The sequence below is a fragment of the Exiguobacterium sp. s22 genome (assembly GCF_018617455.1).
Lineage (GTDB): Bacteria > Bacillota > Bacilli > Exiguobacteriales > Exiguobacteriaceae > Exiguobacterium.
Window position 1 is genome coordinate 62,222 of sequence record NZ_JACSKD010000009.1, and the last position, 12,886, is coordinate 75,107.

The following is a 12,886-nucleotide window of genomic DNA, read 5'->3' on the forward strand; positions in this document are numbered from 1 at the left end:
GGGGGAAATCGAGATGAAAAAAGAAGAGGTTTTAGCACGGGATATCCTCGCACATGTCGGGGGGAAAGAAAATATCCGTCAACTCGCGCACTGTATGACGCGTGTCCGATTGACATTGAAAGATGGGACGAAGGCAGATATTGACGCATTGAAGAAGATTGATGGGGTCATGGGTGTCATCGATGATGAGACGCTACAAATCGTCGTCGGTCCAGGTACCGTGAATCGGGTCGCGGATTATATGAGTCATGAGACGGGACTTGCCATCGGGGAAGAGTCAGTGGATGCGAATTTGACGTTAGAGGAACGTGCGGCGGTTGAACGCCAAAAGGTGAAAGAAAAGCAAAAGTCACCGTTCAAACGATTCCTTCGTCGCCTTGGGAACATCTTCATCCCGCTCATTCCTGGACTTGTTGCCTCGGGGATCATTAACGGAGCTGCGAACTTTGCCGTCAACGCCGGCGTCGACCGGACGGAGACGTGGATGCAGATCCTACTCGTGCTCGGAAGCACGGTCTTCGCGTATTTGGCCATCCTTGTCGGGTGGAATACGGCAAAAGAGTTTGGGGGGACCCCGGTACTCGGGGCGATTGCCGGGGGAATTCTGTTCAACCCGCTCCTCGCGGACATCGTCATTTATGGGGAACCGCTCGTCGTCGGGCGTGGTGGATTATTCGGGGTTATTTTTGCCGGTTGGCTCATGACGTATATCGAGAAACACATCCGTCGCTTCATGCCGGTATCCATTGATATTATTTTCACACCACTCTTTACAGTCTTGATTGTTGGATTTACTGCTTTATACGCAATCATGCCGGTCGCTGGCGTATTGTCAGACGGTATCATGCGAGGAATCAATGCGACGCTCGAATTCGGGGGACCCGTCGCAGGGGCACTCTTGGCCGGATTCTTTTTACCGCTCGTCATGGTCGGATTGCATCACGGGTTGACGCCAATCCATTTGGAACTGTTGAACACGGTTGGGACGACGGCCCTTCTCCCAATCTTGGCGATGGCCGGTGCGGGTCAAGTCGGTGCGGCGCTTGCGATTTTTGTGAAGACCCGCAACCCACGCCTTCGTAATATTATCAAAGGGGCCATCCCCGTAGGTTTCCTCGGAATCGGGGAGCCGCTCCTATACGGGGTCACGCTTCCGCTCGGACGTCCGTTCTTGACAGCGTGTCTCGGGGCTGCGGTCGGTGGGGCTTTCCAAGCGACAATGAAGACAGCGGCGCTCGGAATCGGTGTGTCCGGTCTATCGCTCACTCCGCTTATTGATAATGGCATGTATTTGACGTACATTGCCGGACTATTGATTTCATATACGGCAGGTTTCTTGTTCACTTATTTCTTCGGTTTCAAAGAAGAGATGGCGGACGGGATTTAACAAGAAAAGATGGCTCGAGTCGAGTCATCTTTTTCTCTACTTTCGGAAAGGTGGATTCACATGAGAGGAATTTCGGTTTACTTAAGTGAGGAACTGACGTCTGTGTCCATTGATTGGATCGAACGTATGCGAGAGAGTGGTTTCACGAGCATCTTCACGTCGCTTCATATTCCGGAAGACGATCCGACGATCTACACGGAACGACTCCAGCAGTTAGGTGCGTTAGCGAAACGTCTTGAAATGGAGCTCGTGGCGGATATCGCCCCATCGTCTCTACGGGCGCTCGGTAAGACCTGGGACGATGCCCATACGCTGTTGGAGTGGGGCGTCACCGGGTTACGTGTCGACTATGGCGTCACACCGAAACAAGTGGCAGACTTGTCACGACGTATGATGATCGCCCTCAATGCTAGTACGCTCACAGAAACAGAACTTGAAGAGATGTTACGACAAGGGCTTCGACGTGACCACGCCGAAGCGTGGCATAACTTTTATCCCCGTCCCGAAACTGGACTCGACCGTTTCTGGTTTGACGAGAGAAACACCTGGTTACATGCGCGAGGGGTTAAAGTTCAAGCGTTCATCCCGGGAAATGGACAGTTACGTGGACCGCTACATGAGACGTTGCCTACACTTGAAGAACATCGTTGGAAATCTCCATTTTCTTGTTATCTTGATTTGCATAAAACGGTCGATCGCGTCTTGATTGGTGACCCGCGTGTGACAGATCAGACGATGCGACAGTTTCAGGCGTACGACGAGGGCGTCATCGTTCTTCGAGCGACCACACGAAATCATGATGATTCGCTTATAACCAGTCATACGAACCGGATGGATCCGGCGCGGGATGTCATCCGTTCTGTCGAATCGAGAGCGTATGGACGACCTGGGAACCATTTGATTCAACCGCGAGATATAAAAGAACGAGTGCTCGGCAGTATCACGATCGACAATGAACGTTACGGTCGTTATGCAGGAGAACTGCAAATAACGAAGCGAGATTTGCCTGCAGATGAGCGCGTCAATGTCATCGGACGAGTCATCGAGGAAGATCGTTCATTGATTGAACAGATTGGTCCAGGTGGACGCTTTCAAATCGACTGGGTGTGACTCAGGATTGCCACCATCCTATATCATTGTGTACAGTAGAGGGGGAGGGTGGAACATGAAAGACATTAATTTTAATATCATTTCAGACGATGCGACGGACGGTCACGGTGGTTTTGGTGTCGGTTCGCTTAGCTTAAATAACATGTCTCCGGTGATCATCGATGTTGATGCAGGTACTGCGACAATCGACATGGGGGCGATGCATGCCAAATCGGCCATCGAGAAACGCATTAAGTTTTTGACGGACCCGGAAGCGGTACCGAATGGGAAACCATACTGGATCGTGTGGGTGACGGTAGGTCGAAAACCGGAAGGCTTCTACTACGGCGGAGTCGCGGCATGTGACATGCTAGTGGATGTCGAAGAGAGACGAGGTTATAAACTATTGCCGTATCACGTCAATCAAATGGATAAATCGCTAAAGGGTCGGATTTTAATCGACATGATGGACGCCCCGTCCCGGAACGTCTTGGCGAGTTTCTTACAGGAACACCGTCCTGAGATTTGGGAGAACTCGACTGAATTGCATGCAGAGCTCGAGCGCTTAAGCGCCGAGTAAAAAGATTGGACGATGTTTCGTCTCCAATCTTTTTTGTTTCAACTTTTTGGGAATTCCAATAAAAAATGTAACTGAAGAGATATTCATTTGTAATTGTATGAAAATTCAGTATTATGATATACTGACTACATTGTGAAAAATAGAAAGGGTGATACGATGAGCGAAACGAAAAAAATCTTAATCGGTCTCGCGCTAGGTGTTGTAGTTGGTCTCGGATTGGCGGGCTTGCCGGATAATATTTATGAGATTGTGAATCCATATATTCTATCTCCGGTCGGAACAATCTTTTTGAACCTGATTAAAATGTTAGTCGTCCCGATTGTCTTCTTCTCGATTATTTTAGGCGTCATGGGTCTCGGGGACCCGAAAGAGCTAGGTCGGGTCGGAACGAAGTCGATTTTATTCTTCTTAGTGACGACGGCGCTCGCCATTATATTGGCAATGGGTGTCGCATCGGTCCTACAACCAGGGGAACGTGGAGACTTCGCGACAACAGGACTTGAATTTGAATCAACAGCGACTGAGGATTCTTCAAATATCGTACAGACATTTGTCAATATGATTCCAACGAATCCGATTACAGCACTCGCTGAGGGGAACATGCTACAAATTATCGTCTTCGCAGCATTGATTGGGTTTGCGTTAATCGCCTTAGGGGATAAGGCGAAAACGTGGCGTCAATTTGTGAAGCAGGGCGATCGTATCATGATGTACCTCATTCATATCGTCATGAAGCTCGCGCCATATGGGGCGTTTGCATTGATTGCTTCCGCAATCGGAGGAATTGGTCTCGATGCGGTTGTCGCCATGGCGTGGTATATGGCTGCCGTCGTCTTGACGCTATTCTTACACGCAACGATTGTATATGGGGCAGCGGTATACTTCATCGGGAAAATGAGCCCGGTCTTCTTCTTTAAAAACTTCTATGAGGCCATGACGTTTGCGTTCTCGACCTCATCGTCAAACGCGACGCTTCCGGTATCAATGGAAGTCGCACAGAAGAAACTCGGCGTGCCACGCTCGATTTCATCGTTCGTACAACCACTCGGTGCGACCGTCAATATGGACGGAACGGCGATCATGCAAGGGGTTGCGACGATTTTCATCGCGCAGGTGTTCGCATCTGACTTGACGATTACGCAATTATTGACGGTCGTCATCACAGCCGTTCTCGCTTCCATCGGGACAGCGGGTGTACCAGGAGTCGGACTCGTCATGCTTGCTCTCGTCCTTCAGTCGGTCAACTTGCCGGTAGAGGGAATTGCCCTCATCATCGGGGTCGACCGTATTCTCGATATGCTTCGCACATCAGTCAACATCACGGGGGATGCGGCGTGTGCGGTTGTCGTTTCGAAATTGGAAGAAAAGCATCTACCACCTGTCGACGAAGACTCGTGGGATGAAGCAGGCGCAACGTCTTCTTCATCACTATGATATAGTGAAGGACCATGACAAATCTGTCATGGTCCTTATTTTGTGCATAGAAAGAGTGATTGTTATGGAATGGGAACTGCTCCCCCTCCCTATATTTTTAATCGTCAGTGTGTTATTGAATAGTGTGATTGCGGTCGCCGGCGTCTTACCGAGTGCGTTTTTGACAGCAGTCAACGTCGGTGTCCTCGGTCTCGTTCCGGGTATCCTCATCTCGATAGTCGGAGAGGCAGTCGGTGCTATTGTGAGCTTTATTCTTTATCGTAAAGCATTGTACCGTTATACGTCCCCGGATGGTGGACGTTTTCAACGTCTTCGAGCGTCGAGAGGGGCAGAGGCATGGTTTCTCGTTCTCGGCATGCGTCTCATACCGTTTGTCCCATCTGGTCTCGTCACGTTATCGGCAGCGTTCAGTCGCATGACGCTTGGATCGTTCGCGGTCGCCAGTACGCTTGGGAAAATCCTGGCGCTCATGATGGAAGGACTTGCGGTAACGGCGGCGATGCGGTTGACGATCGGCTGGCAACTGCTGTTAGTGGGTCTTGTCGCCATAGTATATCTCGTTTGGCGAACGCGTCAGAGAAGCGGCGAAAAGATATGACAAAACGCTTCGACGAATCGTTTTCCGGTCGTTTTTTTCCGTAACATCGCCCAGTCGATTAAAATCGACTCTTCGAAATCTTGTAAAAATGATTCATGTAGTCGCTCGATGGATGTCGTATCAAATTGTGCCACCATCATCTCATGATTGAGAAACATGCTTCGGAAATCAAAGTTAGCGGATCCGACCATAGCGATTTTGCCATCAATTAGTAAGGTTTTGGCATGGATGAAATGTCGATTATATTTATAAATCTTCACGTTCCGTTTCAACAGTTCCTCAAAATAATATTCGGAGGCATGATAGCTGAACCATTCATCACCTTTTCCCGGAACGACGAGCCGAACATCGACTCCGCTTCGTCCTGCGACTTCGAGAATGGCCAATAGTTCAGGTGGTGGAATGAGGTATGGTGTTGTGAGCCAAATGGATTCTTTTGCTTCCATCAATAAGCGCATGAATCCGTCACGAATGGTCACGTCTCTTCCTGGGGACGTGACGAGGAGTTGGGTCGCACCGTTTTGTCCTTTCGGTTCATTCACGAAGTAGCGGGAAAGGTGTTCGCCATCTGCGAACAAGTCCCACGTTTCATCAATTGTACCTTGACCGGCGTACAACCAATTTTCGACAAAAAGTTGTTGTAATTCTCGGACGAGTGGACCTTCGAGACGGAGATGGGTGTCGCGCCAGAACCCTAACTTCTCATTTTTACCTAAATATTCGTCACCTACGTTCAAGCCACCAGTTAACGCAACTCGTCCGTCTACGACGATTAACTTTTGATGGTTGCGGAAGTTGGCGTTAAAGACGAGGTATGGATGTAAGACCGGATCGAACGCCTGGACGTGAACACGTGAATCACGTAACGGTTGAATGAAGTCTTCACCGATTTCTTGGCTACCGAGTCCATCATATAAAAAACGAACCGTCACGTTCTCATTCGATTTTTGAATGAGAGCATCTCTAACCTTCAAGGAGATTTCGTCTGTTCGGAATAGATAGTATTGAATATGGATATGGTCAGTCGCCCCGTTAATGGCCTCTAATAGAGCATCGAATTTTTCTTCCCCATTGAGGAGGAGCGTTGTCGAGGTATGTCCATCGGCACCAGATGCGCCTAATTTTTCGAGTATGCGCGTCAATGGATAGGAAGCCACGATGTCAGGCGAGGTTTCGATTTTCTCGCTTTCGATTGCTTGCCGGAGCATACGGATTTCAGATGACGTGCGTTTAAAGCGTCGATGGCGACGTGGTGTGCGTCCGAACATGACCCATGCGATCACTCCGATGAACGGAAGGAGAAATACGGCCAATAACCAGGCGAGTTTTCCTTGAGGAAGGACCTGATCGAACAAAATTTGCCATCCTACGATGAATGGGGCTAAAAGTGCAATCGTAATGAGGACAGGTATGAGAATATTTAACCAAAATAAGAGGCCGACTAAAGCGATAACACTGACGACCATGATTATTAATTGAATGACACGACGTTTCAAACGAAACACCACCTTTCCGATACGATGAAAACGAGGGGATTTCCCCCTCGTTTTTTAGTACACGCTATTTAAAACAGTGTTGATTTCGTCCGCATAACGGGCGAAAAAGTATACATTCACTGCGAGAGAGAACAAGACGAGGAAAAGGGCAAACTGTGCTTTCGTCCGATTTCGATTCCAATAGTAGAAAACGGACAATAAGACAGCCAGTCCCACGAATAGAGCGATGACTTCAACGATTCCCCAAACGATATCTTTGGATAAAAACATGTCAACAATCGTCATGATGACAAAGATGAAGACGACAATCCCCATAATCACGACTAAAATAGCTAAAATAATACTAATCCAATCCGAGCTGACTGCATCAATGTGGTTCTCAATGGCCATTTCGTATTCGCTCACAACCGTTCCTCCTTTCGAGAGAGTGCATAACTATTCATCTTTTACCCTTTTTTTCATTCTGAAACTCAAGGTTTTACTGGAGAATGAATGAACGATGGGAGTGGGATTTTGGAAACGATTGCCACGACGGCAAACACGTAAAGCCAGCTGTTCGGCGGGAAGAACAGTACGAGTAAGACAATGATGGCCAACGGTTGTCGCATTGCTGTCGCCAGTAAGGCGCTTGTCGTCAGGACGACGGTGAACGTCATATCAAGTCCGAATAACAAACTAAAAAAGTAACCGAGCGTGAAAGAGGAGAAGAGAAGGGGATAAATATGTCCACCACGCCAGCCTGTCGCTAAACAAAATGCCGTAAACAGTAACTTCAATACGCTGAACAGGAGGAGAATGTAGAGCGGGACGAGGCGCCACTCTTCTACATATTCAAGAATGGTCTCTTCACCGGAGAAAAGTAAATCCGGATAAAGAAGTGCCATACTACCAATTCCGACGCCTCCGAGCACGGTAAGAAAGAGAATTGGAACGTTTGAAAACAGTCGCATGAGCGCATGCTCACTCAACAAATAGAGCCAACCGAGCAGAATGCCGGCTAGAACGATGAGGAGCATGGTCCAACTGATTTGAACGGTCTCGATTGCCAGGAATTTAATGATGAATGGCGGACGTTCATCAAGTTGATTGAGCAGATAAAACGTTCCGAGTCCGGCGAGTGTCGCAAGAAGGTTTAACATCGGTTGTTTTTTCTGTTCCGTCTCTTCGGCCGCAATCGCACCAAACAGTGGTGCGTTGAAGACGATTCCTAGAACGACGGCATGCCCCACTTCCTGTAATTCTCCTAACTCTTGCCGCACGTGGCGAATGCGCTCGGAGAACCATGTCGTGAGTCCGCCGACAATTCCGATGAGCGCGGCCTCGGGACCGAGGCTAGCGCCTCCAATCAAGACGAGTAAGGCAGTCAACGTAGTGAACCCAATCACGCGATAGTCGATGCGACCGGTATCTTTTCGTTCTGCCATCACTTCGGGCATGAGGCGAGGCATCCTACCGTAGCGATGTTGCAATAGACCAATTCCTACTCCGGCGAGAACCGGGACGAGAAACAGATAAAAAGGAAAGTCGAATTGCTCGGGCACCGTATGCCAGACGAAGTGTATTCCTTTGTATACGACAGACAGGAAGAGCCAACTCACTAGACCGATGATGATTCCAAGCACGACTGCATATCCGCTGACAATCCAGGATTTCATCTTTTCACCCACCTTTTCCGCTCACATCCATCTTCTATAATAGGGTATCTCCTGAACACCTCTGACCGAAACCTAAAAATCGATGAAACAACGTGGGAATGCTGGTGAAAGTATTTTTACTCAAAAAGCACCGGATATCGACGAGGTCGATTCGGGTGCTTTTGAACGTGACGACTTATACGATTTCAATCTTGTATTGAGTGGCTGGGGCTGGTTTCCCGTAGAAATAACCTTGTGCCAAATCGAACCCGAGTTCACGACAGACATCTGCCTCTTCCGCGCGTTCGACACCTTCCGCAAGAAGTGTGATCCCCATCGAGTGGGTCAATTCACGAACTTGTTTGAGGAATGTACGTTTTTCAGCATCTTCATCACAAAACGAGATGTACGAACGGTCAATTTTAACGTAGTCCGGTTCGAGTCGCTTCAACATATCAATCGTTGAGAAGCCAGCTCCGACATCGTCTAGCGCGACTTGCATCCCGCGTTGTTTATATGTTGAAAACACGTGTTGGAGATGATCGACGTCATGTACCTTCTCCGTCTCGACGACTTCAAAGATAAAACGATCTGGACTGAGGTCATAGCGGTCGATGATATCGAACGTATGCTGGAGACAATAGTCCGGGTTGTAAATCGTCGATGGCAAGAAGTTGATGAACGTCTTTTGGTGAGGGGCGACGGCTTCAAACGTTGCTTTGATTGCCTCGGCGCGGGCGCGTTGATCGAGTTTTGAGTGTAGGCCGAAACGGTTTGCCGTCCGGAATAAATCATAGGGCGAGATGTTGGCGCCGCTACGGAGGAGCGCCTCGTACCCAAACGTTTCCTTCGAGTCGAGAAAGATGATTGGTTGGAGATGACTCTCGAACGTCCCATGTTGAATCTGTTCAATGATGTGTCGATTGGCAAGCTGATCTTGTAACGCTTCGACCTCAAGCGGCGGTGTCTGACGGTTCGATGTAGGATCGACACAGTAAACCGTTCCGTCTGCGTGCGTAAGGAGTGTGTCGAGTTCTTCAAACGATGTATAAGGGTATTCCTTGAATTTCGTGACGAGCGTTCCTTGGGCGATCAAAGGAATCGTTGTGTTACAAGAAGCACAGGGTGACCACATACTATTCCACCTTTCGATTCAGAATTGGTTCATTCAGTATATCGGTCGTATCTCACAAAAAACTCACATTCTGAAGCAGTTCCACAAAAAAATCGTGCAAAATGGGTACAGGTTTTGTATACTTCCTATCGTATGATTAAGAAGCGCCTCAAAACGCCACTCGCATACGAACAACTTTTTGAACAGAAAGGGGTTCTATCGATGGACCAAAAATTAAAATTATGGTTTACGGAACACCAAACAGAAGATTACGGAATTACGTTCCGTGTAAACCACGTTTATGAGAGCGAACAAACGGAGTTTCAACGACTAGAGATGGTCGAAACGGACGAGTTCGGAACGATGTTGTTACTTGACGGAATGGTCATGACGACGGATAAGGACGAATTCGTCTATCACGAGATGGTCGCACACGTCCCACTCTTTACACACCCGAATCCGAAACATGTACTTGTTGTCGGCGGGGGAGACGGCGGTGTCATCCGTGAAATTATGAAACACCCATCAGTTGAAAAAGCGGTTCTCGTTGATATCGACGGGAAAGTGATTGAATATTCGAAGAAATACTTACCAAATATTGCGGGTGAACTCGATAACCCACGTGTAGAAGTCATCGTCGGTGACGGCTTCATGCATATCGCGAAGTCAGAAAACGAGTACGATGTCATCATGGTCGACTCGACTGAACCAGTCGGACCAGCAGCAAACCTCTTCACAAAAGGGTTCTATGCAGGAATCTCGAAAGCGCTCAAAGATGATGGCATCTTTGTCGCACAAACAGATAACCCATGGTTCACACCAGAACTGATCCAAACGGTTCAACGTGACGTGAAGGAAATCTTCCCAATCACGAAATTGTATACGGCAAATGTACCGACGTACCCGAGTGGCATGTGGACGTTCACAATCGGTTCGAAGAAATACGACCCGGAACAAGTATCAGCTGAACGTTTCCATGATATCGAAACGAAGTACTACACGCCGAAGCTTCACAACGCAGCATTCGTCCTTCCTAAATTCGTGGAGGATTTGACAAAATGATTAAGCGTTTCGATGAAGCCTACTCAGGTAAAGTGTTTATCGCCAGCCTCCCAGAGGTGACAGAGGCGAAGACGGTTCTTTACGGAATGCCGATGGACTGGACGGTCAGCTTCCGTCCAGGCTCACGTTTCGGCCCGAACCGGATTCGTGAAGTATCGATCGGACTTGAAGAATACAGCCCGTATTTAGACGGTGATTTGGCTGATGCCGCAGTGTACGATGCAGGAGATATCCCGCTTCCATTCGGGAACGCACCGAAGTCACTCGACTTGATCGAGGCATTCGTCAAAGATGTCGTCAAAGCAGGCAAGTTCCCACTCGGAATGGGTGGGGAGCATCTCGTCACATGGCCGATCATCAAAGCGATGCATGACGTGTACGGTAACGACTTTGTCATCCTCCACTTGGATGCACATACGGACCTTCGGGATGAGTATGAAGGCGAGCCCCTCTCACACTCGACTCCGCTTAAAAAAGCGGCAAACTTGATTGGACCATCGAACTGTTACTCGTTCGGGATTCGTTCAGGGATGAAAGAAGAGTTTGAGTGGGCACGTGAAGTCGGCTACAATATGCATCAATTTGAAGTCATCGAGCCTCTCAAGCGCGTCTTACCGACACTCGCTGGGAAAAAAGTATATGTCACCATCGACATCGACGTTCTCGACCCGTCAGCGGCACCAGGGACAGGGACACAAGAAATCGGTGGCATCTCGACGAAAGAATTGCTAGAAGCGGTACATGCCATCGCAAACGCAGACCTCGACATCATCGGTGCAGACCTTGTCGAAGTATCACCGGCATACGACCAGTCAGATATGACAGCGATCGCGGCAGCTAAGATTCTTCGTGAGATGATGATTGGATTCGTGAAATAAATGCGAAAAAAGGGTCAGCTGGAAATGGAATTGAGTGCCCGTATCACCCAATGGGAGAAAGAATACTTGGGGCGCGGGTCATTGACGTGTAAGGCAGACCTGCTTCGAGACCTCGCCATCGTCACACTTCAAGGGGTGTTGACGCCGGCCGAGTACGACTTGGCCATCAAGTCTGCGGGGCGCGAGCAATTGAAGAAATACCGCAACAATCTCGTCGAATCCGGACGGAGTCAACTTGAAACGATTGTCGGGCAAGTGCTCGGTCGTTCGATTGTCTCGCTCCACACGGACATCAGTACGAAAACAGGCGAACGTCTCATCGTGTTTCGTTTAGATGCACATTGGGATCAAACCGATTGACAACGAAACGTCACCTTTTTAAAATAAAAATCAGAGACGTATAGAGGAGCGACTGGACGAGTCGTCATGAGGCGTGCTTTCGAAATCTTCTTACGGAGCTACTGACCAATTTAATCAACCGACAGTTGTCGGCCTGACGGAGCGATTAGTCGAGCCGTCGGCATACAGCGCACACCTTCTTTAGGTGTGCGCTTTTTTGTCGCCAAGGAGGAAAATGTATGGAATTGTTTTTATTTTTATTGACGAGCGCCCCGGTACTCTTATTCGTGACGGGTGTCATCGCCGCAGTCGGAAAATCAAACTTAACGATCCCGGATGCATTGAGCACTACGCTTAACATTTACTTACTGCTTGCCATCGGACTGAAGGGAGGCATGGGACTCGCCTCGGTATCTTTTGAAGACATCGCATTACCGCTGACCGTGACGCTGTTGATTGGGATTTTGCTACCGACACTCGCGTTCTATGCCGGGGGAATACTTAAGTTCTCATTTCCCGAGCGAATTGCCATGGCTGCGACGTTCGGCTCGGTGTCGCTCGTCACCTATGTGGCCGCGTCGACACAGCTCGAACGGCTCGGAATCGCCTACGAGCCGTTCATGACGACATTGGTCGTCGTCCTTGAAATCCCCGGTCTGATTGTGGCGCTACTGTTATACAATCAAACACAGGTAATGGGGATCACGGCCACGTCAGGGAAGACGAACTCTCTGTCTGTGCTACGGGATAGTTTGTTCTCGAAAAGTATCCTCTTGATGTTTGCAGGTCTAATCGTGGGACTTGTGACACCAGACGCCACACCGCTCAAACCATTTTTCGTCGACTTGTTCCCAGGTGTGTTACTTCTATTCTTATTAGGTCTAGGGGTAAAAGTCGGACAGCAGTTGAAGACGGTACCGTCATATGGCTTGAAGTTCGTGATCATGGGCATGATGTTTCCATTAGTCGGTGCGCTCGTCGGCTTTGTCGCTGCGAGTATCGCTCATTTAACTGACGGGGGAACGATTCTCTTGATGACACTCGCAGCGAGCGGGTCGTATATTGCTGCTCCAGCCATGTTACAGGCATCGGTCCCAGAAGCGAAACCTTCCTTTTATTTGACCCTGTCCCTTGCCGTGACGTTCCCGTTCAATCTGTTAGTTGGCATTCCGTTATATATTGCCATCGTCACATGAAAAAGCGTCGACTCTGTTGAGTCGGCGCCAGCTTGTTGACTAACATGAATCATAACGCTCGCCTATCCGGCGCCCACGC

At 48.9% G+C, this 12,886-nt stretch carries 13 protein-coding genes; 9 read left to right on the plus strand and 4 right to left on the minus strand.

The window, feature by feature from the left end; all coding sequences use genetic code 11:
* Positions 1–13 precede the first annotated feature (13 nt).
* The 5 genes from KNO94_RS13255 to KNO94_RS13275 all read left to right on the plus strand — a co-directional run bounded on the left by KNO94_RS13255 (position 14) and on the right by KNO94_RS13275 (position 5,088).
* Positions 14–1,387 carry a PTS transporter subunit EIIC gene (locus tag KNO94_RS13255; RefSeq protein ID WP_214742159.1) on the plus strand — a complete coding sequence of 458 codons (1,374 nt, stop codon included), beginning with the start codon at positions 14–16 and terminating at the stop codon, positions 1,385–1,387.
* Between the two features lie 60 nt (positions 1,388–1,447).
* Positions 1,448–2,497 (plus strand): DUF871 domain-containing protein, encoded by a 1,050-nt coding sequence (locus tag KNO94_RS13260; protein WP_214780444.1) that lies wholly within the window; start codon positions 1,448–1,450, stop codon positions 2,495–2,497.
* A 55-nt stretch (positions 2,498–2,552) separates the two neighbouring features.
* On the plus strand, positions 2,553–3,056 hold the full coding sequence (locus KNO94_RS13265) for a YwhD family protein (RefSeq protein ID WP_214780446.1): 504 nt from the start codon (positions 2,553–2,555) through the stop codon (positions 3,054–3,056).
* Between the two features lie 156 nt (positions 3,057–3,212).
* Positions 3,213–4,490: a dicarboxylate/amino acid:cation symporter gene (locus KNO94_RS13270; RefSeq protein WP_214780448.1), complete on the plus strand. Its 1,278-nt coding sequence runs from the start codon at positions 3,213–3,215 to the stop codon at positions 4,488–4,490.
* 64 nt (positions 4,491–4,554) lie between these two features.
* A complete protein-coding gene (locus KNO94_RS13275; protein WP_251125979.1) occupies positions 4,555–5,088 on the plus strand; it encodes a TVP38/TMEM64 family protein in 534 nt (177 codons plus the stop codon).
* Here the strand turns inward: KNO94_RS13275 and cls are convergent.
* The 4 genes from cls to KNO94_RS13295 form a co-directional block, all read right to left on the minus strand.
* Positions 5,064–6,593, minus strand: a complete 1,530-nt coding sequence (gene cls / locus KNO94_RS13280; RefSeq protein WP_353047861.1) for a cardiolipin synthase — start codon at positions 6,591–6,593, stop codon at positions 5,064–5,066. The two genes, KNO94_RS13275 and cls, sit on opposite strands and share 25 nt — an antisense overlap.
* Positions 6,594–6,638: 45 nt before the next feature.
* Positions 6,639–6,989, minus strand: a complete 351-nt coding sequence (locus KNO94_RS13285) for a hypothetical protein (RefSeq protein ID WP_214780450.1) — start codon at positions 6,987–6,989, stop codon at positions 6,639–6,641.
* A gap of 65 nt (positions 6,990–7,054) precedes the next feature.
* Entirely contained in the window at positions 7,055–8,239 is a 1,185-nt protein-coding gene (locus tag KNO94_RS13290; RefSeq protein WP_214780451.1) for a chloride channel protein, read from the minus strand.
* Between the two features lie 175 nt (positions 8,240–8,414).
* Entirely contained in the window at positions 8,415–9,353 is a 939-nt protein-coding gene (locus KNO94_RS13295; protein ID WP_214780453.1) for an EAL domain-containing protein, read from the minus strand.
* 201 nt (positions 9,354–9,554) lie between these two features.
* Here KNO94_RS13295 and speE point away from each other — a divergent pair, with 201 nt between their 5' ends.
* The 4 genes from speE (at position 9,555) to KNO94_RS13315 (ending at position 12,807) form a co-directional block, all read left to right on the plus strand.
* Entirely contained in the window at positions 9,555–10,394 is an 840-nt protein-coding gene (gene speE / locus KNO94_RS13300) for a polyamine aminopropyltransferase (RefSeq protein WP_214780455.1), read from the plus strand.
* Complete coding sequence (speB, locus tag KNO94_RS13305) at positions 10,391–11,272, plus strand: agmatinase (RefSeq protein ID WP_214780457.1); 882 nt, start codon at positions 10,391–10,393, stop codon at positions 11,270–11,272. Before speE ends, speB begins: the two co-directional genes overlap by 4 nt.
* Positions 11,273–11,632 carry a Na-translocating system protein MpsC family protein gene (locus KNO94_RS13310; RefSeq protein WP_214780459.1) on the plus strand — a complete coding sequence of 120 codons (360 nt, stop codon included), beginning with the start codon at positions 11,273–11,275 and terminating at the stop codon, positions 11,630–11,632.
* A 218-nt stretch (positions 11,633–11,850) separates the two neighbouring features.
* On the plus strand, positions 11,851–12,807 hold the full coding sequence (locus KNO94_RS13315) for a sodium-dependent bicarbonate transport family permease (RefSeq protein WP_214780462.1): 957 nt from the start codon (positions 11,851–11,853) through the stop codon (positions 12,805–12,807).
* Positions 12,808–12,886: the final 79 nt, after the last annotated feature.